The sequence below is a fragment of the Martelella sp. NC20 genome (assembly GCF_013459645.1).
Classification (GTDB): Bacteria; Pseudomonadota; Alphaproteobacteria; order Rhizobiales; family Rhizobiaceae; genus Martelella.
Genome location: NZ_CP054861.1, coordinates 3,341,046 through 3,367,091, shown reverse-complemented (window position 1 = coordinate 3,367,091; position 26,046 = coordinate 3,341,046). Strand labels below are relative to the sequence as shown.

The 26,046-nt window shown below is 58.0% G+C and carries 30 protein-coding genes and 1 tRNA gene; 18 read left to right on the top strand and 13 right to left on the bottom strand.

Going from position 1 to position 26,046, the window contains the following annotated elements; all coding sequences use genetic code 11:
- Positions 1 to 157: 157 nt before the first annotated feature.
- Positions 158 to 649: a MarR family winged helix-turn-helix transcriptional regulator gene (locus HQ843_RS16035; RefSeq protein WP_180897383.1), complete on the top strand. Its 492-nt coding sequence runs from the start codon at positions 158 to 160 to the stop codon at positions 647 to 649.
- Between the two features lie 97 nt (positions 650 to 746).
- Here HQ843_RS16035 and HQ843_RS16030 read toward each other — a convergent pair whose 3' ends face one another.
- From HQ843_RS16030 to HQ843_RS16020, 3 genes are all read right to left on the bottom strand, one after another.
- Positions 747 to 950, bottom strand: coding sequence for a TRAP transporter large permease subunit (locus tag HQ843_RS16030; protein WP_180897384.1), 204 nt, complete (start codon positions 948 to 950; stop codon positions 747 to 749).
- Between the two features lie 107 nt (positions 951 to 1,057).
- Entirely contained in the window at positions 1,058 to 1,567 is a 510-nt protein-coding gene (locus HQ843_RS16025) for a flavin reductase family protein (RefSeq protein WP_180897385.1), read from the bottom strand.
- A gap of 68 nt (positions 1,568 to 1,635) precedes the next feature.
- Entirely contained in the window at positions 1,636 to 2,841 is a 1,206-nt protein-coding gene (locus HQ843_RS16020) for an acyl-CoA dehydrogenase family protein (protein ID WP_180897386.1), read from the bottom strand.
- Between the two features lie 491 nt (positions 2,842 to 3,332).
- Here HQ843_RS16020 and HQ843_RS16015 point away from each other — a divergent pair, with 491 nt between their 5' ends.
- On the top strand, positions 3,333 to 4,040 hold the full coding sequence (locus tag HQ843_RS16015; RefSeq protein WP_180897387.1) for a TetR/AcrR family transcriptional regulator: 708 nt from the start codon (positions 3,333 to 3,335) through the stop codon (positions 4,038 to 4,040).
- A gap of 140 nt (positions 4,041 to 4,180) precedes the next feature.
- On the opposite strand, the gene HQ843_RS16010 is transcribed toward HQ843_RS16015, so the two are convergent.
- From HQ843_RS16010 to HQ843_RS16000, 3 genes are all read right to left on the bottom strand, one after another.
- Positions 4,181 to 5,848, bottom strand: coding sequence for an FAD-dependent oxidoreductase (locus tag HQ843_RS16010; RefSeq protein ID WP_180903243.1), 1,668 nt, complete (start codon positions 5,846 to 5,848; stop codon positions 4,181 to 4,183).
- A 75-nt stretch (positions 5,849 to 5,923) separates the two neighbouring features.
- Positions 5,924 to 6,883 (bottom strand): VOC family protein, encoded by a 960-nt coding sequence (locus tag HQ843_RS16005; protein WP_180897388.1) that lies wholly within the window; start codon positions 6,881 to 6,883, stop codon positions 5,924 to 5,926.
- 18 nt (positions 6,884 to 6,901) lie between these two features.
- A complete protein-coding gene (locus HQ843_RS16000; RefSeq protein WP_180897389.1) occupies positions 6,902 to 7,756 on the bottom strand; it encodes a fumarylacetoacetate hydrolase family protein in 855 nt (284 codons plus the stop codon).
- Positions 7,757 to 7,932: 176 nt separating this feature from the next.
- Here HQ843_RS16000 and HQ843_RS15995 point away from each other — a divergent pair, with 176 nt between their 5' ends.
- Positions 7,933 to 8,616: a GntR family transcriptional regulator gene (locus HQ843_RS15995; RefSeq protein WP_180897390.1), complete on the top strand. Its 684-nt coding sequence runs from the start codon at positions 7,933 to 7,935 to the stop codon at positions 8,614 to 8,616.
- A gap of 138 nt (positions 8,617 to 8,754) precedes the next feature.
- Positions 8,755 to 8,913 (top strand): integrase core domain-containing protein, encoded by a 159-nt coding sequence (locus tag HQ843_RS30045; protein ID WP_180897391.1) that lies wholly within the window; start codon positions 8,755 to 8,757, stop codon positions 8,911 to 8,913.
- Position 8,914: 1 nt separating this feature from the next.
- Here HQ843_RS30045 and HQ843_RS15985 read toward each other — a convergent pair whose 3' ends face one another.
- The 4 genes from HQ843_RS15985 to HQ843_RS15970 all read right to left on the bottom strand — a co-directional run bounded on the left by HQ843_RS15985 (position 8,915) and on the right by HQ843_RS15970 (position 11,980).
- Positions 8,915 to 9,937, bottom strand: a complete 1,023-nt coding sequence (locus tag HQ843_RS15985) for a tripartite tricarboxylate transporter permease (RefSeq protein ID WP_180897392.1) — start codon at positions 9,935 to 9,937, stop codon at positions 8,915 to 8,917.
- Complete coding sequence (locus HQ843_RS15980; protein WP_180897393.1) at positions 9,907 to 10,185, bottom strand: tripartite tricarboxylate transporter permease; 279 nt, start codon at positions 10,183 to 10,185, stop codon at positions 9,907 to 9,909. The genes HQ843_RS15985 and HQ843_RS15980 overlap by 31 nt, the downstream gene beginning before the upstream one ends.
- A gap of 28 nt (positions 10,186 to 10,213) precedes the next feature.
- Positions 10,214 to 10,771, bottom strand: coding sequence for a hypothetical protein (locus tag HQ843_RS15975; protein ID WP_180897394.1), 558 nt, complete (start codon positions 10,769 to 10,771; stop codon positions 10,214 to 10,216).
- 141 nt (positions 10,772 to 10,912) lie between these two features.
- Positions 10,913 to 11,980 carry a DNA cytosine methyltransferase gene (locus tag HQ843_RS15970; RefSeq protein WP_246710430.1) on the bottom strand — a complete coding sequence of 356 codons (1,068 nt, stop codon included), beginning with the start codon at positions 11,978 to 11,980 and terminating at the stop codon, positions 10,913 to 10,915.
- A 419-nt stretch (positions 11,981 to 12,399) separates the two neighbouring features.
- Here HQ843_RS15970 and HQ843_RS15965 point away from each other — a divergent pair, with 419 nt between their 5' ends.
- From HQ843_RS15965 to HQ843_RS15945, 5 genes are all read left to right on the top strand, one after another.
- A complete protein-coding gene (locus HQ843_RS15965) occupies positions 12,400 to 12,642 on the top strand; it encodes a hypothetical protein (protein ID WP_180897395.1) in 243 nt (80 codons plus the stop codon).
- 3 nt (positions 12,643 to 12,645) lie between these two features.
- Positions 12,646 to 12,903: a hypothetical protein gene (locus HQ843_RS15960; RefSeq protein ID WP_180897396.1), complete on the top strand. Its 258-nt coding sequence runs from the start codon at positions 12,646 to 12,648 to the stop codon at positions 12,901 to 12,903.
- Positions 12,893 to 13,174 (top strand): hypothetical protein, encoded by a 282-nt coding sequence (locus tag HQ843_RS15955; RefSeq protein ID WP_180897397.1) that lies wholly within the window; start codon positions 12,893 to 12,895, stop codon positions 13,172 to 13,174. Before HQ843_RS15960 ends, HQ843_RS15955 begins: the two co-directional genes overlap by 11 nt.
- Positions 13,174 to 13,452: a hypothetical protein gene (locus HQ843_RS15950; RefSeq protein ID WP_180897398.1), complete on the top strand. Its 279-nt coding sequence runs from the start codon at positions 13,174 to 13,176 to the stop codon at positions 13,450 to 13,452. The genes HQ843_RS15955 and HQ843_RS15950 overlap by 1 nt, the downstream gene beginning before the upstream one ends.
- Before the next feature lie 102 nt (positions 13,453 to 13,554).
- The gene (locus tag HQ843_RS15945; RefSeq protein ID WP_180897399.1) at positions 13,555 to 13,905 is read left to right on the top strand and encodes a hypothetical protein; all 351 of its coding nucleotides are present in this window, start codon (positions 13,555 to 13,557) and stop codon (positions 13,903 to 13,905) included.
- A 111-nt stretch (positions 13,906 to 14,016) separates the two neighbouring features.
- On the opposite strand, the gene HQ843_RS15940 is transcribed toward HQ843_RS15945, so the two are convergent.
- A tRNA-Ser gene (locus tag HQ843_RS15940) sits at positions 14,017 to 14,106 on the bottom strand.
- Between the two features lie 480 nt (positions 14,107 to 14,586).
- Here HQ843_RS15940 and HQ843_RS15935 point away from each other — a divergent pair.
- From HQ843_RS15935 to HQ843_RS15895, 9 genes are read left to right on the top strand one after another with little or no spacing between them, the layout of a single operon-like run.
- The gene (locus HQ843_RS15935; protein WP_180897400.1) at positions 14,587 to 16,026 is read left to right on the top strand and encodes an aldehyde dehydrogenase family protein; all 1,440 of its coding nucleotides are present in this window, start codon (positions 14,587 to 14,589) and stop codon (positions 16,024 to 16,026) included.
- Between the two features lie 34 nt (positions 16,027 to 16,060).
- Positions 16,061 to 17,071, top strand: a complete 1,011-nt coding sequence (locus HQ843_RS15930; protein ID WP_180897401.1) for a TRAP transporter substrate-binding protein — start codon at positions 16,061 to 16,063, stop codon at positions 17,069 to 17,071.
- Complete coding sequence (locus HQ843_RS15925) at positions 17,061 to 17,603, top strand: TRAP transporter small permease (RefSeq protein WP_180897402.1); 543 nt, start codon at positions 17,061 to 17,063, stop codon at positions 17,601 to 17,603. Before HQ843_RS15930 ends, HQ843_RS15925 begins: the two co-directional genes overlap by 11 nt.
- Positions 17,600 to 18,874 carry a TRAP transporter large permease gene (locus HQ843_RS15920; protein WP_180897403.1) on the top strand — a complete coding sequence of 425 codons (1,275 nt, stop codon included), beginning with the start codon at positions 17,600 to 17,602 and terminating at the stop codon, positions 18,872 to 18,874. Before HQ843_RS15925 ends, HQ843_RS15920 begins: the two co-directional genes overlap by 4 nt.
- A gap of 15 nt (positions 18,875 to 18,889) precedes the next feature.
- Positions 18,890 to 20,002, top strand: coding sequence for a zinc-binding dehydrogenase (locus HQ843_RS15915; RefSeq protein WP_246710121.1), 1,113 nt, complete (start codon positions 18,890 to 18,892; stop codon positions 20,000 to 20,002).
- 11 nt (positions 20,003 to 20,013) lie between these two features.
- Positions 20,014 to 21,210 carry a CaiB/BaiF CoA transferase family protein gene (locus HQ843_RS15910; RefSeq protein ID WP_180897404.1) on the top strand — a complete coding sequence of 399 codons (1,197 nt, stop codon included), beginning with the start codon at positions 20,014 to 20,016 and terminating at the stop codon, positions 21,208 to 21,210.
- On the top strand, positions 21,203 to 22,087 hold the full coding sequence (locus HQ843_RS15905) for an HpcH/HpaI aldolase/citrate lyase family protein (protein WP_180897405.1): 885 nt from the start codon (positions 21,203 to 21,205) through the stop codon (positions 22,085 to 22,087). Before HQ843_RS15910 ends, HQ843_RS15905 begins: the two co-directional genes overlap by 8 nt.
- Before the next feature lie 37 nt (positions 22,088 to 22,124).
- Entirely contained in the window at positions 22,125 to 23,057 is a 933-nt protein-coding gene (locus tag HQ843_RS15900; RefSeq protein ID WP_180897406.1) for a LysR family transcriptional regulator, read from the top strand.
- A gap of 24 nt (positions 23,058 to 23,081) precedes the next feature.
- Positions 23,082 to 24,053 (top strand): D-2-hydroxyacid dehydrogenase, encoded by a 972-nt coding sequence (locus tag HQ843_RS15895; protein WP_180903241.1) that lies wholly within the window; start codon positions 23,082 to 23,084, stop codon positions 24,051 to 24,053.
- A gap of 314 nt (positions 24,054 to 24,367) precedes the next feature.
- Here HQ843_RS15895 and HQ843_RS15890 read toward each other — a convergent pair whose 3' ends face one another.
- Positions 24,368 to 25,600, bottom strand: coding sequence for a type II toxin-antitoxin system HipA family toxin (locus tag HQ843_RS15890; RefSeq protein WP_180897407.1), 1,233 nt, complete (start codon positions 25,598 to 25,600; stop codon positions 24,368 to 24,370).
- Positions 25,597 to 25,872 carry a helix-turn-helix transcriptional regulator gene (locus tag HQ843_RS15885; RefSeq protein ID WP_180897408.1) on the bottom strand — a complete coding sequence of 92 codons (276 nt, stop codon included), beginning with the start codon at positions 25,870 to 25,872 and terminating at the stop codon, positions 25,597 to 25,599. Before HQ843_RS15885 ends, HQ843_RS15890 begins: the two co-directional genes overlap by 4 nt.
- Positions 25,873 to 26,046: the final 174 nt, after the last annotated feature.

Sequence of the window (26,046 nt, the reverse complement as noted above, 5' to 3'; positions counted from 1 at the left end):
GGTTGACAGCCCTGTTCATTGATCATACGGCCATAGCGCCTATTCAGATCTTATAGCGATTGATCCATTGCCGGCTGAAGCATCCACTGGTAGCCTTATTACGCTTAATAGATGATTATATCAACTACTAATGCACCATTGCAACTGGAGGCAATGCATGAATCTGTCACTGAATGACCTTTCCGAGCGTGTGCGCAAGCTTGAGCTGTTGAATGAAAATCTCGGTTACCGGATTTCAAGGTTGAGTAAACTCGTCGAGGTAGAAGCCGTCATGCGTCTTCAGTCGGTCGGCGTCAGTTTGTATGAATTTCGAATCATTATAATTCTTGGAATTTTCGAAGAAGCGACCGCGCGTGACCTGAGTGAGCTCATGGTCATCGACAAGGGGCAGATATCTCGGGTCGTCAGCCAGCTCGTCCGGCGGGGTTACATCAGGTCCCGCCAGGATGCCGAGAACCGGCTCTTCAAGTTACTCTCGTTGACGCCGGAAGGAATGAAGGTGCACGGAAAGCTTGAAGTGCTTTTCGAGGACCGCAACAGGGCTTTCGTCGCCAATGTCTCGCAAGACGACATGGAGACTTTTCAAAGGGTACTTGCGCAACTATCGGAAACGGTTGAGCAAAGGTTGAAAACTGAGCGAGCACGCTAAAGCAACCGGGGGCTGGGAAAGCAGAAGCTGAGCACTACCCCAAACGAACTTCTCTTCACAAAAAATAGCGCCCGTCCCGCCCGGAGACCCTCCGATGTTACTGCATTGTGGACGGTAGCCACAACGCGATCACGGGGAACGCAATCAATAGCGCAATTTTGAAGACGTCGGCCAGCACGAGCGGCATAACTCCCTGATAAATCTGGCCAGCGGGCACATCAGGCGCGATAGACTTCAGCATAAACAGGTTGAGGCCGAAAGGCGGCGTGACCACACCAAGCTCCACGATGACAATCATCATGACGCCCCACCTCTTTCCTCCTCTTCTTGGGCCGCGCGTCGCTTGGCGGACGGCGCGCCTCGCTGGCTTGAGGCCATCTCATCTGACGCTTCATGCCCGCGAACGTTTCAGTTTGTCGCCTCCGCCAGCCCCCTGCTCTCCCGCTTGGTTGCATAACTGGAGTGGGTTCCAAAATGCCGGTCGACGTAAATTAGCGGCGGCATTTCGGACATCCAGCAATCAACCACCCGTGCAAATATCGCAGCATGATCACCACCGCGAACATCACTTTCGATCTCGCATTCCAAATATCTTGCCACCCCTGCAAGTCGCGGAAGATCGTTTTGGAATGACCAGTCGACGCCTTTGAACCGGTCTTCCACAGAGGACGCAAACTGCATTGCCAAGCTGGCTTGATTATATGCCAACAGGTTGATGGCAAAACGTCCGTTATCACGCAGATGCCTCAACAGGTTGCTGCTTTCCATAAGCGCAATCGATACGAGCGGCGGTTCGAGCGACAGTGAAGCAAGCGACGACACCGTTGTCCCCTTTGGCTGGCCTCGGTGCAATGTGCTTACAACAGTCACCGGAGCAGGCACGCCGGCCATCAGGGCCTTGAAAGTTTCCTGGTCCATGATTGTCCTCTATTGTCCCCCACGCACGCCCGGGAGTATTCATGGGAGTGCGTGGCTGACGCAAAGATTTAGATAAAAGGCATAATGCCCGGCTCAATCCCCACGGCGCTGTTGCCGTACGCCTCGTAGTTGCTGGCGAGATTGATGAAGGGATGCATGGTGCCGACCTTGACGTCCTGCCACACTCTGTTCATCTCATTCCCGTTCCATGCCCAGGAGCCACCGGCTGCGCTGGCCATGAGATCAACCGCCTCCCATACAAGGCTGTTTGCATAAGCAGAGTCGCGGGTAATGGCTGCCCGCTCGATCTTAGGCATGGGCTCGTTGCGTTCCGCGTAGTTTTCAAGCTTGTGGCAGGCGTCTTCAAGTATCAACCTTGCAGCGTTGATCTTTGCGGATACCTCACCGATTTGCAGATGAGTGACCGGCGCTTCATGTTGTTTGGTATAGCTCGTCAGCTTGATATCGCGCTTGGCGACAGTCTCAAGGAAGCTTTCAAGCATATGCATACCGGCGCCAAGCACCGGGAATGCCAGGATCAAGACCATGACGGGACCAAACGCCACTTTGTAGACAGTATGCTCGTCGGTCGTGACCGGCTGAAGCCCCTGAACACATGCACCCATATTTATGATGCGTTCCTGCGGGATAAATACATCTTCCATAGCGACATTGGTGCTGCCGCTACCGCGTAGTCCTGATGGGTCCCAATCGTTGAGAAGCTGCACGTCTTTCATCGGTACGAGCGCGACACCAGGCGCAATCCAGTTGCCAGCGTCGTCTAGTATGGGCACGCCGAGCAGGTTCCAGTCCGCCTGATAAACGCCCGAGTTGAAGAACCAGCGCCCCTTGTCGATGTGAAGCCCGCCTTCAACACGATGAGCCTTGACGGCACGGTCGGAAAAAACCCCTGCAAGTCGGGCTTTTGGGTCCGCAAAAACTTCTTCGATCACCTGTCTGGGATAGTTCGCACTCAGCATCCAGGCACAGGAGCTATTAAGGGTGACGCCCCAGGCTACACCCGCATCGCCGCGCCCTAGTTCCGTTACCACGCGCATCCAAGTTGAAAGGCGTGCGCCCATTCCACCATAGGCCTGCGGCACCAGCATCTTCCAGATGCCAGCATCTTCCATCACTGCGGCAATACGCTCTGGCGTACGCGCCGCCGCATTGATTTCTTTTTGGGCTGCATGCAGTTCCGGCGCAAAATCATGCGCCCACTCTACAAGGCTCTCCTCGGTAGAGAGCACGTCTCGTTTCAGTGGCTTGTCCATAAATCCATCCTCCCGCCAGATTTTTCCCTGCACTGGCATACCAACGCCCTAATTAGGCGTCAAGTACAAAATGTACTATTTGTATACTTTGTATTCAGAGGCGCCAGCCGTAACGAGGACACTGCAATCCGGACCGCAAATACCTGTTTTTCAGCCTCGGGGATCGGCGGGCCGGGATGAATGCAAGAGGCGAGGCAAAGTCAGATAAATCATACTTTTTGTTTATTATTAAAATCAGGTGTCCCGCTGTTTGAGCAAGGGACGCATTTATGAAACGGCGGCGGCGAGAGGGTAGGAAAGCTATGTTGAGCTTCCGTCTGTGGCGCGTCGCAAGTTGCGCGCTTTGACAGATGGCGGTAAGCAACTCAGAGTCAGGCGAGTTCACTGATCTTGAAAGTGATACTTTTCCCACTCGAGCGGTTGAATATGGTCGCGCATGCCAAGCGTGCCAATTCAGGGCCAGCGTGAGATCGATTTGAAAGTAGTAGAGCATGACAGTCGAGCAAGATGTCACTTCGGACGAGACCGATCATCGTGTGCGGGTCGCGCGCAAGCGACGGCAGCGTATGCGCCAGCGGCTCCTGAGCTCGGTTTTAGCGATCTGCAACGAAACGTCGATCGGCGGCCGTCCATCGGTTGAGGCAGTGATCGCCCATGCCCAGGTCTCCAAAGCGACATTCTACAAGTACTTTACATCGGTGGACGAGGCGATTGGCACACTTGGCGCTGAAATGGTCGCTGAAATGGTCCGCAGCCTTGTTGAGCTTCTCGCCGACAGTTCAGAGCCACCTCTATTTCAGATGACGACTTCGATTCAATTGTTCCTTATGCGCAGTGTAAATGAGCCATTATGGGCTGATTTTGTTGCGCGCAGGGACGCTTTGGGCGGTGACTCGGACGCGCGCCGCGGCTTGGAAAGGCATATCAGCGAGTCCTTCAAGGTGGGTCTCATCAACATCGTCAACTACGAATCCGCCGTGGCGCTGGCTATCGGCGCGCTGATGGAGGGCATGCGGCATATTGCAAGGCAACCCAATCGAGCTGAGCGCAGCTTTGTCGAAGGCCTGCTGACGCAGATCCTGAGGGGTCTCGGCGTTGAGGACGCGGCAGCCCGCGACCTGGTACGCGACAGTGCAATATTTATTCGCGGCGCGGCCCCAGACAGGCTGCAATGGTGGAGCGACCCCTGGACCACATGAATTTGCCGACCAGACTAAGCCTCGGCGTGCGCCGGACTCGCTCAAAGAGTGCCTTATGAATGAGCGTCAATCGCCCGTTAGAGCAACGTGCGGCCAAGTGACTGAGAACGTGCAGCCAAGCGACCCAGGCAGAGACCGATTTATCCCGCCGCAAAACCCAAAACGCTGTCGAATATCTGCTCTGCCCCATTTGCATCCGGCGCTTCTCCCCGCCACGCGACAATCTGGTCGGGCCGAATAAGTGCCAGCGGAGTCTCATAGAGATCAAGGGCAACGGGATCGTTCAGCTCCAAAATCTTCAGGGACACTCCGCGTCGTTCAGCATCCATGACGAACGCCGAAGCCTTGGCGCGGTCGCCTGACATATTCAAAAGCGTCCAGTTGAACCCAAATTCATCGTACAAAGATGTCTCGTTTTCCAGCCAGACATGTGGCGCGCGTCCTCCAGGTTTACCTGTGGGAACATAAACACTTGGCATGTCCGGGGGAGGCAGCGTGTCATCGTGCCAGATCACCGGCGATGTATTATATCGTGCTCCTAATGAGAAGCCGGGAATGTGGAACTCATTACTCGCGTGACGCGCCAGGTATGCGCCCGCACGTTTGCGGGCAGCATCGCCAGCAATGCCCTCTTCTTCTATGGCTGGCGTCGGACGATACAAACCCACAGAATCAGCAAAACCAATGGCAAAACGGGTGTTGCGATGTGCGCAGGGTTTGCGCTCAGCTTCGTAGCTAAGAAGTAACTGTGGCGATGCCTGCCCCTTCAACACAGCCGCAAGTTTCCAACCCGCGTTGACGGCATCCTCGATAGCAGTGTTGTACCCCATCCCACCGGTAGGGGTGAACAAATGCACAGCGTCCCCAGCCATCAACACGCGGCCTTCTGCAAAGCGCTCAGCAACCAATGCACGACCGGCAAGCCAGGTTGCAAAACCTGTGATCCTGAAGGGAATCTCAGCACCCACAGCCTGCAAAAATAGATCTCCTGCGACGCTCTCGGTGATAGATTCGATATTCTCACCTGGACGCAACTGGGTCTGCAGTACAAATTTTCCCTTGCCATCAACCGCCGCCAACAATGCACGCCGCCTGCAGCTAAACGACCAATACATCCAAGCCTTTTGGGTCTTGCAAAACTTGTAGAATTCGGGGCTGTCGAGATAAACGGACAACATCTGTCCGCCCATGAAATCGCGCGCACCTGCGTCACCGCCTTCGTAACGAACACCCATTGCTTTTCGTACAGTGCTTTGGGGGCCATCGGCCGCGAAGAGATACCTTGCACGCACCTCTCTCAGTTCGCCGGAACCAACAGCTTCAACATGATCTGTAACGCCTTCATCGTTCTGTTCGTACCCGACCACACGCGAGTTGAATTCGATTGCGACTGATTCATTTTTTTGGGCATGCTTGAAGATGATGCTCTCTACGACAGATTGAGGCACCCGATGCGGCATCTCTGGGCCATTCCAGATATGATACAAGCTTTTGACCCGCGCAACAGCGTCTTGCGCACTCGGCATTTCAAATCGCGCGAGTTCATGCCCGCAAAATGTGGTGAAATAGGCAACGTCGGTGGGATAGTCGCGGGGCAACCCGGCAGCGCGCACCTCATCTGCAAATCCAAGTCGGCGATAATGCTCCATCGTGCGCGCCTGAGTGGCGTTCGCCTGGGGGGCGGCAGCGACACCCTCGTCTTTGTCAACGACAAGAGTTGAAACACCTCGCTTTCCCAACTCGGTTGCGATCATCAGTCCACACGGACCCGCGCCGACGACCAGAACGTCAACTTCAGTGGACTTCACGCGATTTCCTCGCAAAATGGAAGCAGCAACAAAAAATTGAGGGCGGTGGCCGGCATGTGCGCCGAAACCAACGCGCTAATCGTCAACTTCGTAGTTATGCACGAAGTCTTTCGGCATCTCGGGCCCCCAAAGATATATAGAGTCCTCGGGTGGATAATCTCCCGAGTCCCAATCATGGGTGGACGGAATATAGTCGATATCGGCGGAATATTCTGAATAGCTTCCCCACGGATCCCTGACATAGTGGAAATAGTTCGAACCCAACACATGACGCCCAAGGCCCCAGCCCTTCTGGAAACCCCTGTCTGCCATTTGCGCTGCGCCCCGCCCAATGTCATCTATACTCCCGACATCCCAACTGCAGTGGTGCAAGCCGGGTGCGGATGACTTGGCAAAAGCCACAAGATGGTGGTCAGAGCCGTGGATGCCATGCATAAAACAAATTCCATCGCCCGATCGATCCGACAGGCGCAAGCCGAGTACGCGACTATAAAAGCTGATGGCTTGGGGAACATCGGCGGTGAATATCAGCACATGCGCCAGACGCCGAGGCTGAACTTTTGCTGCCTTTGAGCGCTGTGGTGCGGCTGCCACTCCACCAGGACTTGAAATCATCTGGAAGTTTGTTTTTTCGTCCGGAGAGGATTTTTCGGCCACCTTGATCTCAATCAGAACACCGTTGTGGTCATGAAACCAGACACCGTTACTGTCGAAACCGCGCGGGGCATCCATCAAATTAATCCCCTCGGCCTCAACCCGCTGTTTGATCGGCTCAAAGTCTTCTTCGAACACTGCAAACGAGAGAAAATTCAACTTTTTGCTCACGCCTTCTCCAACACTGGCCCAACGATGGTTCGAACCAAACGTATAAAGGCCAAGGTTGTTGCCCTCCTCGCGCACATCAAGCCCGAAGGATTTGTAAAAGTCTTCGGCAACCTTCAAGTCAGGCACCATCATATTGAACGTGTCCATGGAATGGATGCCCAATTCGCCGGGCCGCTTGGTAATGGCAACTTTTCCTGTGATCGCTGTCATGATACCTCCCAACGGGTATTATTTGTGATCGTGAACTGGATTCGACAAAATGCCGATCCCTTCGATTTCCACTTCGCAGACGTCCCCATCCTTCATCCATAGCGGTGGTTTGCGCGCCAGACCCACGCCGGAAGGCGTGCCAGCGACGATAATGTCACCTGGCTTCAGCGTGAGGAAAGCAGACAGGATTGCGATCAGTTTAGCGACTGAAAACACCATATCGTTTATTGATGCCTCCTGTACCACCTGACCGTTCAGACGGGTCTGCAGACGGAGCCCTTCACATCCGGGTGGGAGTTCATCGGCAGTAACAAACCACGGACCGAAAGCGCCGGTATCGTCGAAATTCTTGCCGGGCGTCCACTGCGGCGCCTTGAACTGGTAATCGCGAATGGAGGCGTCGTTGAAGATCGAATAGCCTGCGACATATTCCAGCGCATCCGCTTCAGCGACGTTGCGTCCAGCCTTGCCGATGATTGCCACCAACTCCCCCTCATAATCGAGCTGCTCCGACACTGGCGGACGCAATATCGGATCACCATGAGCAATAAGGCTGGAATTGAAACGTCCGAAAATTGTCGGATATTCGGGCTGAGTGAACCCGCTTTCAGCAGAGTGATCCTTGAAATTCAACCCAATGCAGATGATCTTTTCCGGGTCAGAGACCGGGGGCAGAAAACGCACCTTTTCCAAGTCGATCGCGGGGGCCTCTTCCAGTGAGGCACCGGCCCTGCGGAGGTCACCGCTCCGCAACAAAGTCAACAGGTCACCGGGATATCCCACCTCACTTTCGTTCAACCCCCGCCACTCGCCAGAAACTTCGACGGCCAGACCTTTTTTCTCGCCATTCGCGTATGAAACAAACCGCACCATAATCTCCTTAATATACTCTTTTCAGGGTACGCTGAGACCATTGGCTCGTCAATTAAAAATATATTATATGTTCTTTCATATTTTGTTTGATGGGAGAATTTCACAAATCAATGATAAGAATGCATTGAATGGCTTAGCTATATTTTCTATGCCAGCAGGGCTCAAAGGAGAATTGAATGGCGCAGGTAAAGAACGGAAGTCTGACGGCAGACGCCTACTATCAGGTGCGAGCCGAGATTCTGGCTTGTCGAATTCCTCCCGGACAAAAACTGGTAATCTCCGATCTTTGCGAGCAATTCGGGTGCTCTCTGGGAGCGATGCGTGAGGCTCTGTCGCGCCTGACATCGGAAGATCTTGTGGAAGTCGAACCGCACAAGGGCTTCCGCGTATCCCCGATCACTGAAGATGAGCTGCAGGACATAACCAAAGCCCGCGCCACAATCGAATGCCTCTGCCTTGAGAGTGCGATCAAACACGGTGACTTGAAATGGGAAGCAAACATCGTGTCAACGTTGTTTGAGCTGTCGAAGCTTAAGGTTCGACATCCAGATGATCCTGAACGCATTTCCGAAGAGTGGGTGGAAACGCATCAGCGCTTTCACGAAGCCCTGGTTGCGGCTTGTGACAGCCCTTGGATGCTGCGGTTGCGCGCCATCCTTTACACGCAATCCGAACGCTATCGTCGCATGTCAATACCGCTGGATCCCTCCGTTCGTGATCTCAATGCAGAACACTCAGAAATTGCCGAGGCTGCAGTTGCCAGAGATCCCAAACGTGCAATTGCTGCGCTCCGCAAACATTTGCGCAAGACAACGCAAATTTTGATAAAAGCCGATGTGGTGAAAACGCACGCTATCTAGTTGTTCAGTCCCGGCATGTGATGGCTCGTTCCAGCGCACCGCCCGTTTCCGCGGACCCGATCTCGACAGCGCGGTCCATGCCGAACTGGTCGCGGTCGCTGGACGCCTCAACAACGCCTTCCGCCGCCTTGGCTCCGGTTGGGCGATCTTCGTCGAGGCCAGGCCAAGGCGGGCGTCGCGGGCTGGATCACCTTCTACAACCATCAGCGGCCCCACGCCGCCCATGGCGGACAGCCGCCCGCTGTGGTCTACTTCAACCAGATCGAGACAGACCAGCAGGGGCAGAGAGTAGCTTAAATCACCCCGGAAATTGTCCAACGATCGGGGAGTAGCTCAAAGTGTGGGTCCTGCGCCATGACCGGTCGGCACTGGATTTAGCTCCACGGCCGGCAAACCAGATCGCCTTGAAGGGCAAGACGTCGTCCTTGCCTGCCAAGGGTCGCAACACCAGATTCGGGAGGCTCACGTGTGACCACGCCGCTGTCGTGACCGTCAGTCCGTGACCGAGACTGACAAGATTCATCAGCGTCTCGAATCCCACGCACCGGGCCTCGATATCGACATGAGTGGAAAGACTTCCGAGACGCCGCAGCAGGCAGTCATGAAACTCCGGACCCGGCGCCATCTTGCTCGTGATAAACTGCTCTTCGTAAAGATCTATCCATTCCAGTTGGCTTTTGTTGGCAAACCTGAAGGCGATGATGAACGCCGGCATGCTCATGCCCAGTTTCTTCATAAGCAGCCCCAGGATGCCGAAGGCCGTCATGACATACATGTCGAAGATCTCGTTCTCGGTTGCATAAACCGCGACGTAGCAGGTGAAGAAGATCACCGGGTAGATGACCCGCTCCGGTATCTTTGCGATGAGGAGACCCAAGTGGGCGGCACCCCAGTAACCCACCACAAAATAGGTTGCGATGCACAACAGACCGGCGGCGAAGACGCCATAGATGAGTTCATAGGAGTTGGTGAAAATTCTGGGGCCAATCTCAACCCCATGGATCAGCATCACCCCAGACAGAAGCGCCGCAGCGGTGCTGCCAGGTATGCCCAGGGTCAAAAGCGGAATGAGATTGGCACCTGATGTCGCGTTGTTGGCCGCTTCCGCGGCAGCAATGCCCTTGATCTCGCCTTGCCCCCAGGGTTCGCCCGGCCTGGCCCGGCGCTTCGCCTCCGAGTAAGCGGCAAAACTGGCCACGACGGAGCCAAGACCCGGCAGGATGCCCACGACCGTCCCGATGATCTGCGAACGGGTGATGGTGGGGAAAATACGCTTGTAGTCCGTCCAGGTCAGGCGGCTGTCGTCCGGTGAGCCCGGCATGGCCGCAATGGCCTTGTCCGCCTTGGCGCTGACCCGCCGAAATCGGACGCCTTGCTGACGGCATAGATCATCGCAAGTGCCGGCAAGGCGCCCATGTAGTAGGTTACCGGTATCAACAGCGCGATCATGGCGCCAGAGGACAGTCCGGGAACCGCGCCGCCGATCAGACCGATAAGCGTTCCAAGAATCGTGAAGAGCACGGCTTCCCAGGACATGAATAGGGCGGCAAATCCGTCGACAATACCCATTGGGGCTCTCCGGCTAATCTTTTGTGGTTCAGAGTCCGATCATCCTGCGGACATGCAGCGAGAAGCTGTAGCTGTCGTAAGACAACAGCTTGCCCGGGGGCTCGAACAGGCCGAGCAGAATGAAGAAAGTGAAGTAGTAGACACAGATTGCCACGAGAGGGACGACAATGAGTCTCACTATGCCGCGGCTGCCGAAGAGTGCCAGTAGCGCACTCATCGCAAAAAGCGTGGGCAGGACATATTGAAACAACGTGATCGCCCAGACATAGGCAAACGATAGAATAATCAGGAACCCGAGCTTGAGAACCGGCACACGATTGACCAAGGGCTGCGCACCCGTCATCGTCCGCACGGCTTCGGGCAGGTTCATTGCGAGAAGGATCAGCGCCAGTCCTGCCGCCAGTCCGGTTGCGGCGCCCGGCAATCCCCGCGCGCCGAGTCCGGCGGCGCCGGGCTCGGTATAGATTTTGGGGATCTGGCTGCCGAACACGCCGCAGACCGCCAGGATCAACAGAGCGACAAAACAAGCCTTAAAGGACTCCCATCGCCCTGTTTCGTCCAGAACCTGCTGCGGCGTGCCGGTCATCGCTTACTGACCCAATTGTGTGCGAACCTCGGCCACAGTCGGCGCCCAGGATTCGGCCAGCATCTGGAGATATTCCAGCGTCTCGTCGGCATCGCGGTAGACCACGGCCTGCTGGGACTTGTGCCTAGCGCCTTCTACAACTCATCGATCGCTGTCCGATCCGGCGAACGCGCCATATTTCAGACCTCCCGGTTTGCCGATAAGAGGTCTCTCGGGCGCGATTCGCCCCCCCGGCTGTTTACATCGGCAATACGATGCCGCCTTTCGATCTGAATCCAATGACCCCGGTCGTTGCTTGCTTATCATTCCGGAAAGCCATCTTCCGGCGGCCGCTCCGAGCTGCGCCGGCACCGCGTTTCCGAGTTGACGCATGCTCTCCGTCCAAGAGCGAGGAAACTCATACTCGTCCGGCAAGCCGACCAGACGCGCCGCCTCACGGGTGGTGAAGTAGCGAACCGAGCCGTCATCGCGAACCATCATGTTCTCACCGCCAGGCACGCCATGGTCACCAGCCTTCAACGCCTTCGCCGGAAGATCCAAGGGACTCCCCGTATATCCGGGATAGACCTTCGCCCCCGGCTGAAACACATGGTTTCCAACACCATTCGGATCGCCCAAGTCCGAAAAGGCGTCGCGAACCGTTACCCATGGTAGGCCCTCGGGCTCCCGGCCGTCGCACCTCAAGGCCGCCACCTTCGTCTGATCCTGCCGCAGTTGCGGCTCGGCTCGAACCTTAAGGCCGTGACGCGCCCAGTATTCACCCGTCACATATTGATCCCAAAGCAATTTGTCCCGGGAGGGGGTCGGGCCCATTGGCAGCGGGGCCATCCCGATGTCGGCGCGGATGCCAAAAATGAGCACGCGATGCCTGATTTGCGGCGCGCCGAAGTCCGCCGCGTTCACAAGCTGCCATACCACACGGTATTCTGGCTTCGTTCGTGACGCCAGCAACCGCTCGCGATGCTCATCATGCGCCTCGGCATTCTTTCGCTGTATCGAGGGTCGCTCAAGATGCGCGAGAATCCAATCGAGATATGACCGGAAACGTGGCCCGGAAATATTTCTCACGTTCTCGAACAAGAAGGATCGCGGCTGGGCTTCCCGCACCGTGCGAATCGCCTCCGGCCACATATCACGGCCATCCTCCTGGCCCAGCTTCTTTCCGCCAACCCCAAACGGTTGACAGGGTGGACCGCCACTTTGCCTCAAGTGCCTTGAAATGGCAAAATAACAAACAATAGTGAACAAATAAAGAACATCTTAAGCGCGAGGAAATCACGAAGGGTTCGAAGGGCCTGCGAGCAGCGGCCCGACGCATTCAATAGGCATATCATCCGGCATCGCCGGAAGCCTCTCACATTGCTCCTCATGTCCACAGGGATTCGAACAGCCCGCGCCCCCACCCCGGAGCAACAGTCACGCAGTCCCGACTTTACGTGAATCCGATTTTGCGGTGCGCGTTTCCGCTGATCGTCCATGAGGGGGAAGCCTTCCCCCTGCGGCCAAGGCTGCAGTCTCGGCCGACCCCTTCGAGCGGGAGATTCCCCCGCCCCCCTTTGAGAGATCCTATGGGGCGAGTCGCGCCACCTGCTAAGGTTCGACTTTTGGACATGACAGGAGAAAGGCCGATGCCCCAGGAGAGTAAAGCAGCAATACCGACGCAGGATCAGAAGAATGCCGGCGACATCTTCATTTCGGTGGAGATGAGCCGATCGAAGTGGGTGATTGGTGTCCACACGCCGCTGGCGGAGAAGATCGCGTTGCACACGTTGACCTGCGGTGACGTGGATGCGCTTCTGACGCTGATCGATCGGGCGCATGGGAATGCTGCGCGCCGAATGTCGCTTTATCCCTGCCGAATTCAGGAGTGATCCATGACCGACGTGCTCACCCTCCTTGCTGTCATGGCCGTTGCGCTGCTTGTCGTTTGGGAGCAGCAAAGCCCCTATTTTGCGGGCGACCTACTGCCCTGGCGAAAAGACTCCGACCGCGACGACGAGCCAAAGCCGTGGGAGCGGCTGATCGTGTTTAAAAGGAACCAGGCATCCGCCCCGGAACCCGACCCGAATATCGGCAAGGCCGCCATGAAGCATGGCCGATCTGGGCGAAGACTACTTGGCGATGACGCGTGAACAATACGGCGTTGCCAAGGCGAGCACCGCAGATATCAAGAAAGCGCCATCTGTCGCGCCCGCCGACGCCGCTCTCGGGGCCGGTGCCGTCACGGCGGCACTTTCGCAGGCGCAGGACCAACTCGCGCCGTTCGCATCAATCGATGCGATCAACAGAGTTTCCGCCGCGCTGGCCGCCCTTGGCGTCGCCGTGATGCTCGGCGCGCTTGTCTATCGGCTCTGGGCGAAGCGCCGGGCGACGGCCAACGAGGATGCGCTGGAGATCGCCTGATGTTCGACAAGATCGAAAGCATGGTCATCGCCCTTGCCTCTGCCGCTGTCGGCGCGGCGGTCATCATCATACTGGGCGTGCTGATTTTCATACCGAAGGCGCATCACCAGGGCCTCCTCGATGAACGCGCCGCCGTTGCGCGAAAAGCCCTTGAGGCCTGGCAGGACAGGACGAAAGACGATGCCAAATTACAAGCCATGTCTCCTTATGATCTTTGCGTGTCTTACGTTGGCAGGGCGCCAGAGTGCGACGAGCTGCGTGCCCTTCCGCAAAAATAACCTGTCCCCCGGAGGAGCTGCAGCACTCATTCAAGTGGACCCTCAGGGCGCAACCAACGTCATCGGCAATGACCGCGCCGGCCAGAGAATGGGGTGCTGAGAATGACAACGCCAAAGCTCAACATGCGCATTTCGCTCGGAAATATTCTGACGGCGCTCGTCTTCATCGTCACGATTGTCGGCGGATATTACGCCGTGAAAAACAATGGCGAGGCCAATCAGGAAGACATTCGGGAAATTAAGGTCTCGATCCGGGAGCTTCAGCAAGACAGCTCGACAAAAGCCGAGACCCAGGCGCTTCAGTCCCGCGTCTCGCGAATGGAAGAGTATCGCGACGACACCGTTGACCGCCTCGCCCGCATCGAAGAGCAGATGAAGGGCTTCAAAGACCAGACGCAGGAACTGAACGCGAGCATCCGGCAACTCATAAGCACGCTTCAACCCTCAAGATGAGGCGTTTTGCCGTTAGGATCAAAATTAGGATCGAAAAATCAAAATCGAAATAAATTCAATAAAACCATACACATAAAGGTGATGCCTGGCGGAGAGCATAAAGGTGATGCCTGGCGGAGAGGAAGGGATTCGAACCCTCGATACCATCACTGGTATACTCCCTTAGCAGGGGAGCGCCTTCGACCACTCGGCCACCTCTCCAATGAGGCTCGTGTATGGTCAAACGCCATTGAGATCAAGACATTTTTTCGAAATCTTGACCTCTCCACAAAAACAGACGACATGCAGAAGTTTGCAGAATAAAGCAAGAACGAGAGCGGAACCTGTCACGCTTCTCGTACAAAATTCGTACAGCCTGTTCGAGTTTCGTTCATGCCTTTCGCGCTTCCATTTCCTCAACGGGCAAACTGTAGATTTGGGAACCTTAGGCATAAGTTCCAAAGACACATTGAGTTGCCGCTGAGATCGGCGTTAATTCGCCGGTTAGGAAGGCTGAAGGCAGGCATCCTCTAACGGGCCTTGTTCCAAGCCTAAACACACGCTGGCATCCCGACCTGCAAATGGCCGAGTTTATAGGAGGTCACGGACCTATAGGCAGAGGCTATATGTGATCATAAAAACAAAAGCTTGCCTATATCACTGTCTCCTCGCAGTTTGGCGTCGAAGCGCGAGGAGACGATTATGAACAGCACAAGGGTATTCATTGACGGCCACTGGGCGAGCCCGACCAGTGGCGAAATACTGGATATGGTCGCGCCCTCGACCGGCGAAAAGATCGGTACCATCGCCCGCGGCGCGGCGGCCGACATCGACATGGCGGTCAAGGCCGCGCGACGGGCGTTCGAGGGGCCATGGGGCCAGATGGCGGCAGTTGACCGCGGTCGCCTGCTCAGCAGACTCGGCCAGAAAATCCTCGAGCACGAAGATGAACTGACAGCGCTTGAGGCCTTGGATACCGGAAAGGCCCTGAAGCTGGCGCGCAACGATATCAAGGCGGTCGCCCGCTATTTCGAGTTCTATGGCGGCGCGGCGGACAAGCTGCACGGGGAAACCATCCCCTTCCTCAATGGCTATCAGGTGATGATCCTGCGGGAACCGCGCGGCGTGACCGGCCATATCATTCCCTGGAACTACCCGGCGCAGATGTTCGGCCGAACGCTGGGACCGGCGCTGGCCGCCGGCAATGCCGCCGTGCTCAAGCCGGCCGAGGAGGCCTGCCTCTCCTGTATCCGCCTGACGGAACTGGCCGCCGAAGTGGGCTTTCCCGACGGCGCCATCAATCTGGTGCCGGGGCTTGGCGAAGAGGCCGGCGCCGCCTTGAGCAGCCACCCCGATATCGACTTGATTTCCTTTACCGGTTCACCCGAAGTCGGCGTTCTGATCCAGAAAGCCGCCGCGGAAAACCACGTCCCCTGCGTACTCGAACTGGGCGGAAAATCCCCCCAGATCGTGTTTGCCGACGCCGATCACGGCAAAGCCATTGAAACGATCGTGGCTGCACTGGTCCAGAACACGGGGCAGACCTGCTCGGCTGGCAGCCGCGTCCTCATTGAGCGGTCGATCTACGACCAATTCATGACGCAGCTATCGCGCCGTTTCAAGAATCTGCGCGCCGGCCCGCACCAGATGGACCTCGACTGTGGCCCCGTGATTTCGAAAGTCCAGCAGGAGCGCGTTCTCGGTTTTCTGGAACGCGCGAGGGCCGACAATATCGAGATAGCCGCGCAAGGCGAGGTGCATGCCGGGGCCAGCGATGGCGGATATTTCGTGCCGCCGACACTCTTCCGGCTGGTGCCGCGCGACCATGAGCTGGCGCGCGAGGAAGTGTTCGGGCCGGTGCTGGCAGCCATACCCTTCGATGACGAAGCCGACGCCATCCGATTGGCCAACGGCACTGATTTCGGTCTGATCGCGGGTGTCTGGACCGATTCCGGCGCGCGACAGATGCGTATGGCCAAGGCCATCCGCGCAGGCCAGGTCTACATCAACGGCTACGGCGCCGGCGGCGGCATCGAGCTGCCTTTTGGAGGCTTCAAGAAAAGCGGCCATGGTCGCGAAAAGGGCTTTGAGGCCCTGCGTGAATTCACAGTCGCCAAGACCGTGGTCTTCAATCACGGCTGATTTCACATCAAACCGCATCTCTGGGAGGAGAAACATGAGAGTACTATCGACAACGGCTTCGCTTATCGTGCTGGGCACATTGATGGCTGCCCAGCCAACCATGGCGCAGGACATGCGCGCCCGCCTTGGTCATGTCTTCGCGACCAATAGTCCAGTGGATCAGGCCAGCAGGGCCTTCGCGCAATGCGTGGCCGACGGGACGAATGACGCGATCTCCATCACCGTGTTTCCCGACAGCCAGTTGGGCGGCGACGAAGCGATCGCCCGCGACCTGTCGCGCGGCGGCATTGACTTCGCCTTTCTCAATCCCGGCTCCCTGACCGGTCTCGATCCGCTTCTCGATATTCACTACCTGCCCTATATCGTGAGCAACAACGAAGAAGCCGATGCCGTTTTCTACAATCCCGACGGCATCCTGCAGACTACGATTCGCGACACACTGGCCAAGCATGGCATGAAGGCGCTCGATTTCTTCGAGCTGGAATTCCGCGCCGTGACCAATTCAAAGCATCCGGTCGAGAGCGTCGCCGACATGGAAGGCCTGCGCCTGCGTGTGCCCGGCTCTGCCGCAATCCGCGGATTCTTCGAAGCGACCGGCGCGCAGGCCGTGACCCTGCCCTTCCCCGAACTGTTCGTCGCCCTTCAGCAGGGCACGGTGGATGGTCAAGATAACGGCGCCAGCATCACCTACAATTCCCGGCTCTTCGAGGCCCAGAAATATATGACGCGGCTCAACCACGTCTATGCAATGGGCACTATCACTGTCAGCGAGCCGGTCTGGGGACGCCTTTCGCCAGATCAGCAGAACATCGTGACCGAATGCGCCCACAGCGCCGCCACGGACCAGATCGCCGCCAATCGTGCCGCTCAGGCCGAGTTCATTCAGGGCATCGAGGACGGCGGCGTCGAGGTGACCGAACTGTCACCCGAGGCCATGCAGGAATTCGTCGAGATCGGCCGTTCGCTGTGGCAACAGCTTGAAGACGTCTATGGCGCCGACCGCATCGCCGCCCTGCGCGCCGAGGTCGGAGCCGATGGCAACTGATCAGGCACAAAATGCAGCCCCGAATTCGGGGCTGCTCCGTCTACTAGACGGTGTCGAGGGACGGCTGGGCGCGTTCGAAAAGGGTATTTCGGCCCTTTCGATGCTCGTCATCCTTCTCGGCATTGTGGTGACCGTTGTCGCGCGGGCAGGTAACCTGCCCCTGCCCGCAACAGGCGAACTGGCGATCGTCGCGATGGCGCCACTGACCTTCATCGGCGGCGCCTTTTGCACCTATATGCACCGGCATATCACCATTGATGCAGTCGATGCATTCGGGTCGCCCGCCATCAAGCGTTTCGTGCGCGTTCTTGCAAGCATGGCCATGGCGGTCTTTGCCGGCCTCTACGGCTGGCTAGCCTTTTCATTTTTACAGTATGTATGGTCGTCCGGCGAACGCCTGATTGACATGGGCACGCCGGTTTGGATCCCGGTGGGCTGCATCGTTCTCGGCTCTGCACTGATGACGGTTCACGCGACGCTGGACGTTGTCCGGCTGACGCTTGGCCTGCCGCGTACCGGGGCCGTCTCATGACGGTCACCTTAGTCCTGCTGCTGTTTCTGCTCGTCGTTGGCACACCGATCGCCGCAGCTTTTGCGCTGAGCGTGTTTCTGAACGCAGATCAACTCAACATCTGGCTCGATTCCGTCGCCAGCATTCCCTATGACGGCATCTCCGGCTTCGCGCTGCTGGCGATCCCGCTTTTCATTCTCGTCGGCGAAATCATGAACCGCGGCGGGCTGGCAACGTCGCTTGCAGCCCTTGCGGACCGCGCGATTGGGCGCATTCGCGCTGCCTTCGGCTATGTGATGATCGTGGCGAGCGCCTTTCTGGGCGCCATTACCGGCTCGTCGGTCGCTACCGTCGCCGCCATCGGCGCCACTCTGGGCCCGGAAATGGTGGCCAGGGGCTATCCGCGCGGCTACGTCGCCGCGCTTAACGCGGCGGCGGGCCTGCTTGGCGTACTCATTCCACCGTCGATCCCGTTGATCATCTATGGCTCCACGGTCGGCGTGTCGATCACCCAGCTCTTCCTGGCCACGATCGTGCCGGGGATCGTGATGGGACTGTCATTGGCTGTGGTGCACTGGTTCCGGTCGCGCAGACTGCTGAAGGACGGCGTCGAAAGCCGTGACGACGATCAGGGCATCGCCCGTATGGCGGGCAATTCGCGCGGCCGCGCTGTTGCGGCCCTGTTCATGCCTGTCCTGGTTCTCGGGGGTATCTATGGCGGCTTTTTTACGCCCACCGAAGCCGCGGCAGCCGCCTGTCTTTACGGCATCATAGTGGTGTTGCTGCAAAAGAGCCTCAAACCATCCGGCCTGGTCGAGACATTCTATGTCGCCGTTCTGCCGTCCGCCGCGATCTTGTTGATCATAGCCATGACGGGCATTCTGAATCGAGCCCTGGTCATCAATCAGGTTCCTCAGGAACTTGCTGTCTACATGTCGGGTCTGTTTTCCGATCCGCTGCTTTTCCTGCTTGCAGTAAACCTGCTGCTGTTCGTGGTCGGCATGTTCATGGAGACCAACGCGGCGGTGCTGCTCATGGGACCCTTGCTGGCGCCGTCGGCGGTCGCTTTCGGCATCGATCCGGTGCATTTCGCCATTGTCGTGGTCACCAATATCGAGATCGGTCTGCTGACGCCTCCGCTTGCAGCGAACCTTTACGTCGCGGCCCGCGCCAACAATGTCCATCTGCTTGAAATGCTGCGGCATTTCGGCTGGTTTCTCGGCGCAGCGGTGTTTGCGCTTGCGCTTATCACCTACGTGCCTGCGTTTTCGCTCTGGTATCGCATTTTTTAGAAAGGGCAGCTGTTAATGACATTCATTCCCAAGACTTCCAGAGCGGCGGTGCTCCGCTACTTTGGCAAACCTCTGCAGATCGAGGATGTGCCGGTTCCCGAAAAACTCGAGCCCGGCGCGCTTCTGGTCAAGACTACAGCCTGCTCGGTATGCGGCACGGATGTGCATCTCTCTGGCGGCGGCTTGGCGCTCAAGGTCGACCTGCCTGTGATCATCGGACATGAAATGACCGGAAGGATCGTAGCCATGGGCGAAAATGCCTCCAGGGACAGCGTCGGCCATGACCTGAAGATCGGCGATCGCATTTTGTGGACGCACACGTCCTGCGGCTCCTGCTACTACTGCACGGTCGCCAAGCAGCCGACTCTTTGCGAAAACCGCCGCGCCTATATGTACGAGACCATGGCGCGCTATCCCTATCTTCTGGGAGGGTTCTCGGAATACGGATATGTGCTGCCGCAGTCCGGGCGCATCAAGGTTCCCGACGCTGTGCCCGACGATCTCGCCAGTCTTTGCTCCTGCGCGTTCCGTTCCGTCATGAACGCGATGAACAATCTGGGCGAAATCGAAGCGCATGAGCACGTGCTGATCCAGGGCGTCGGCCCGCTCGGCCTGCTGGCCACGGCCGTCGCCAGGGCGCGCGGCGCGCGAAGCGTCACCGCGATCGGCTCTCCCCAGACCCGTCTCGAACTGGCAGCGGAACTCGGCGCGGAAAATACACTGTCGATCGACAACTCAACCCATGCCGAGCGACTGGAGACGGTGCGCAGCCTTACTGGCGGACGCGGCGCAGATATCGTCCTGGAATTCACCGGACATCCCGGGGCATTCGGCGAAGGCCTCGAACTGGTGCGCAAGGGCGGACGCTATGTCGTGGTCGGCCAGCTCGGCGACAAGGAAACGGTGATCAAGCCCTCGACCATCGTCAAGAACAACATTCGCGTCATCGGCTCGTTTTCAGGCGATGCGCGCAGCTACTGGCAGGCGCTGGAATTCGCCGCGCAGCATCAGGATCAGATCCCGATCCATAAGATACTGACCGGTCGATACAGGTTGGACGAGGTCAACACGGCCCTCGACCGCATGCGTCGCTATGAGGAAGTCAAACCCGTCATCGAGTTTACATAAGAAGCACAGCAATGTACGCATTTGATCCTAATGCGCGTGGCCCCCTGAATGGCGTCCGCGTGATCGACATGTCACGCCTTGTGGCAGGCAATATGAGCACCCACGTGCTCGCCGACTATGGCGCGGACGTCATCAAGATCGAGCGGCCGGGAAAAGGCGACGACCTTCGCAACTGGCGTTGCAAGGACCAGGAAATCTACTGGAAGGTCTATTCGCGCAACAAGCGCAGCTTCGTTTGCGATCTCAAGACCGAAAGCGGACGCCACGACCTTATCGACCTCGTCGCCACGGCACAGGTCCTCGTTGAAAACTTCGTGCCGGGCACGATGGAAAAATGGAAGCTCGGACCGGAGGATCTCTGGGAAATCAATCCCGATCTGATTATCCTGCGCATCTCGGGTTGGGGTCAGACTGGCCCCTATGCCGACAAGCCGGGTTTCGGCACACTGGTGGAAGCCATGTCCGGCTGGGCCTATCTCAACGGTCACCCTGACAAGCCCCCCACACTGCCCCCGCTGGCAATGGCCGACATGATCGCCGGCCTCTATGGCGTATCTGCGGTGCTAACCGCGCTGCGCAATGTCGAAATGTGCCAGGGCAAGGGCCAGGTTATCGATCTGTCGTTGTTCGAACCCATTCTCTCGATCATAGCCTCGGAGGCGGCTCAGTGCCAACTGACGGGCGTACCCACCATGCGGGCCGGCAACCAGTCGAGCCACACCTCGCCGCGCAATGTCTATCTCTGCTCGGACGGCAAATACGTGGCACTGTCAGGCTCCATGCAATCGATGGCGATGCGCATTTTCGACACCATCGGCCGGCCAGAGCTCAAGGACGATCCGCGCTTCGCCACCAATGACGCGCGAGTCGACAACCGGGACGAGGTCGACGCCGTCATCGGCGCATTTATCGCGCGACGGACACAGGCGGAAAATCTCGCCCTGTTCGAGGCTGCCGATGTGACTGTGGGGCCGGTCTGCTCGATGGGCGATCTTATCGACCATCCTTATGTACGCGGGCGCGAGGTCCTTGTGGATCTCCCCGACGCAGATATGGGATCCGTCCCCATGCACAATATCGTGCCGCGCATGTCCGCAACGCCGGGTCGCTTCCGTCGCCCAGCACCGAAACTGGGCGAGCATAATCAAGAAATCAGCACTGAACTGGAACAGTACCGGTCCCGACAGGGAGTATCCCGACATGACTGACCGCAATTTGCCCGACTGGCGCTCCATCCTCTTTGTGCCGGTTCTCAACGAGCGCTTCATCGGCGGCGCGGCCGCACGCGGCGCCGACTGCATCCAGCTTGACCTGGAGGATGCGATTCCCCCCGAGCAGAAACAGCTTGCTCGTGAGCACGTGGCGAGCGTAGCCGACCGGCTGTCGTCCGAAGGATGCGACATCGTCGTGCGGATCAACCGGCCATGGCCGATGGCCGTGGCCGACATTCAAGCCTCGGTGCGTCCCTCCGTGCGAGCCCTGACGCTGCCAAAGGTGCCGCATGCGGGCCATATCGGCTCCATCTGCGAGATTCTTGACGAGGTCGAGCGGGAAAAGGGGGTGGCGGCCGGCCATACCGGCCTGATCGTGATGATCGAGACGGCCGAGGCGCTGTTCCGGATGGACAAAATCGCCCGCGCGAGCAAGCGCATCATAGGACTGATCGTCGGCGCCGAGGATCTGGCCGTGTCGATGGGCATGCGTCCCACGCACCAATCTCTTCTCGCGCCGAATGTTCAAGCCGTCGCTGCCGCGCGGGCAGCCGGTTGCATGCCGCTTGGCTTTGTTGGCTCAGTCGCAGGCTATTCCGACCTTGAAGGTTACCGTGCCTTGATCAGGGAGGCCCGGGAACTCGGTTTCACCGGGGCCTTTGCCATTCATCCCAACCAGGTCCCGATCCTGAACGCCGAATTCGCTCCATCATCTGAAGAGGTCAAAGCCGCCCGTGATCTGATTGCCACTTTCGACCAAGGCATGAAGGAAGGGCGTGGCGCCATCAGTTACCAGGGTAAAATGGTCGATCTGCCGGTGGTCGAACAGGCCCGCGCAATCGTCGCCGCGCATGCACGCTTCTCATCCGAATGAAGCCGCTCTAAGTTGACGTCAAACGTTGGGAGGAAACGTGGACATCAAAGATCTTCGATCCGTGGTAGCCATCGCGGAGAGCGGCTCGTTTGTCGCCGCTTCGGAAAAACTGCATATGTCACAGCCGTCCGTTAGCGCCCGCATCCGTGCGCTTGAAGCCAAGCTGGGCGCTGCGCTTTTCATTCGCGGCGCGCGTGGCGTGACACCGACGCAATACGGTGAGGAACTGTTGCGACACGCCCGCTCAATCCTACGCCAGATGCACGATGCCGAGGCCGACATGCTGGCGTTTCGTGCCTCGCCTGTCGGCCTGGTTCGCGTCGGCCTGCCAACCTCGCTAACAGCGGCGCTGACCATGCCCCTGCTCGACCTGTGCTTGGCGGATATGCCCAATGTCAGATTGCGCATTGTCGAAAGCATGTCAGGCTATATCGGCAACTGGCTGCAAGACGGCACGCTGGATCTTGGCGTAACCTTTGGCACCTCGCCGCCTTCCGATCTCGATCTGCAGCCCTTGGCACGCGAAGACCTGCTCCTTGTCGGCAAAGATCGCCAGGCGATGGCGCCCCTTCTGGACAGCGACGGAAACGTTCCATTCGCCAGGCTCTCCGAAATTCCACTTACCCTGCCCGGTCCGGAGCACGGTCTGCGGGCGCTCGTGGAAGAGGTTGCGCGCCAGCAGGCGGTCCGGCTGAATATCGTGGTGGAACTCGACGCGTTCGGAGAAATGCAGCGACTGGTCGGGCGGGGACTGGGGTTTACTGTCATGTCCTCGGCCGCATTCAACTATGACTTTCGGCCTGAACTCGCATCTGCCCTGATCAAGCGCCCCACCGTTTCCCGCGTCATAAACCTTGCGACCCGCAGTGGCCGCCTTCCCAGCCGCGCAGTCAGCGAAGTGACCCAACGCCTGCGCCAGGTGGTGCAGATGCGTGTCAGCGACGACACATGGTTGGCCCATTCCATCTAATCCCCAAGCCAAGCAGAGGGAACCATGTCCGAATCTGCCCCACTCAATGTTGTGTTTCTTGATAGCGGTACGTTTCCCCCGAAAACCGTATTGCGCGGCCTGAAGGTGCCTCACGCGCTGACAAGATTTGATCGAACGGCGCCGACGGAGGTGGCCCAACGCATTGCGAGCGCTGATGTCGTAATCACCAACAAGGTGCCAGTCCGGCGCGAGGCGCTTGCGCAGGCGTCCCGCCTTAAGCTGATTGCCGTTGCGGCAACCGGATATGACGTCATCGACGTAGCAGCCTGCGCAGAGCGGAATATTGCGGTATGCAATGTGCGCAACTATGCGCGCCACACCGTGCCCGAACACACATTCGCACTGATCCTTGCCTTACGTCGCAGCCTCATGCCCTACCACCGCTCCGTTGCGGCGGGCCGCTGGGAGGAGCATGGACAGTTCTGCTATTTCGACTATCCGATCCGGGATCTCGCGGAGTCCACGCTCGGCATTTTCGGCGCCGGCGCAATCGGTCAGTCTGTCGCCCGCATCGCACGTGCATTCGGCATGAACGTGCTCTTTGCCTCACGTCGCGATGCGGCAGCAAAAGGCATCTACACGCCGTTCGACGACGTGCTGGAACGGTCCGATATCTTGACTTTCCATATGCCGCTGAAGCCGGAGACACGCAATTTGATCGGCGTTGACGAATTCGCCCGAATGAAGCGCAAACCCCTTGTCATCAACACCGCCCGAGGGGGGCTCATCGATGAACAGGCACTTGTCGGCGCACTGGTTTCAGGACAGATTTCTGGAGCGGGTTTCGATGTTGCAACAGAAGAGCCGATGCCCGAACGCCATCCACTTCAGGCGATACTGGATCGGCATGATTTTATTCTTACGCCCCACATAGCCTGGGCCAGCGAAGAAGCAACTCAGACGGTGGCCGACCGGGTCTTCGATAACATTGACAGCTTTTTCGCTGGGAGCCCAACCAATCTGATTTCCTGTTGAGCTGAACCCAGTGTTGAGACCCAAACAATATTCCGGGAGGTGAAGATGACGAGAAGCCTGAGCGGCGACCTTCGTGGTCGGGTGATAGCGGCTATCGTGAGACTGGCGAGACTGAGGCTCGCAAGCAGGGCCAACAGAGCACGGGATGCAAAGTTCAGATCTACAACGGCGGTTGCCGCGCTGCATGAAAATGCAAGGGCCGTATTCACCGACTTGGCCAAGACAGACGAGGGAGGTGAATTGTTCCTGTTCCTTTTGGCAGAGCGGTTTCTGCGCATTCCCGGCGGTTGATGTTGTGAAAAAACACGACCGAGTTAAAGCTGCCGCGCAACGCGGCGACAGCGCTTTCTGATTTCATGCGTGATGCGCTCCAGGATCCTGCTCGGATATCCGGCCATTTCCGACACCCGGCCTGCGACTTCCCCGCAGACCCCTTCAACCAACTCTGCCAGTTCTTCCACACGCCTGACCGTGGAAGCACCGCTAAGACCGACATCAGCAGCAAACGCCTTCCAGTCGCTAGCATGCAGTTCAGTCGCCGCGAACTTGCCCGCAATGCTTTGGGGAAGACTTTGGTCGACCTGCGGGTAAACCGTCGCACACATCAGATCGTAAAGCGGGGCCATTTTCGCCGTTCCACCGGCGCCGATCAGGACGGAATAATCCTTTGCGTGCGAATCCGAGTTGCAGATCAGAACGTTGAATATGACGGCGTCCAGCAGCGCGATGCGCTCTGCCGGTGAGACAAGCCTTCCGACCGCATTGAAGAGCATCTGCAGGGAGATACCGCCGCCGGCAACAGAGCGCTCGTATTTTTGCGACGGAAAGCCTCCAGAAAGCTGGCAGAGATCCTCCTGGTGCAGTCTACGGACTTTTCCTTCAGCATCTTCGAAACGGTCGTAGCGCTTGACCAGAAGATAGCGGCGGCCACCCGCCTGCCCGATGCTCGCTTCCGCGGCATCAAGCCCGCAGGCCCGGGCAAGGCTGAGGCAGAACGCCTCGTTTTCGACGCTCCCCGCCAGACGCTCGGTGTCCGGTTTGATGATGTGGGTCGATGGCGTGCCGTCGACGGGAATGGAGAAGCGTCCGGCCGCATCGACGAAAACAGGCAGCTTTTCCTGGACGCCCGCAAGAGACATGGAAACGCCCCGTTCTCCGACAAGAAAAGGTCTCGCCGGGAGTTCGTTCAAGATACGCTCCAGCGCCGCCTCGTTCGGAACGGGCTGAAGATGGATGCCTGCTTTCCTTGGTTCGCCGATCGACAGAGCGCCGGCTGTATCGCGTCCAATATGGCTCAGCAGCCCGACGATATCCTGCGGCGACACCTTGAGACGCTGACCGATCTCGGCGAGATGCGTTTCCGGAAGCAGATTTGCAAGCCACGGCAGCAGCCGTTCCGGACCGATCGTTCCGCTCCGAAGTGGCATGGTCAGCGAGACCGGAAAGGCCGAATGGCGGGCTTCCCACGAAGGATCGTAGTCGAGCCGCCATGCATCCGTGAACGAGAGAGCGCCGACGGGAAAGGTCTCATAGTAAATTGCTGTCATCGCCCGTCACCGAAAGTCGGCAGGAACCCAAGTTCGTCCTTCTCCGCCTCCGGGGAAGAGGCTGGAACGGTCTTCAGGTCGCCGATTTCGAGCCCTACCGTTCGCGCGACGACCAGAGCCTTTTCAAGCTGGCAGCTCGGCTTGCCGGCCTCCAGTTCCACAATGAAGCGCTCACCCGTACCCGCCCGGCGTGCAAGCTCAGTCTGTGTCCAGCCAAGCCTTTTGCGCCGGTCCCTGATCAACGCTCCGAAGTCGTTTGCTGTTTTGATCATCTTGCCCCTAACGAAGCTTACCGTACAGGAAGCCATTCACGTCCTCAAGCATATTCTTCCCGATCGGTATTGCCGACATCTTTGCCTACGATCTGATCAACCAAAGAAACCTCCTCAAAACGAAGGGCATATATCCAGCAAGTTCAGCATCTATCCGGCGGGGAACCGATCCGC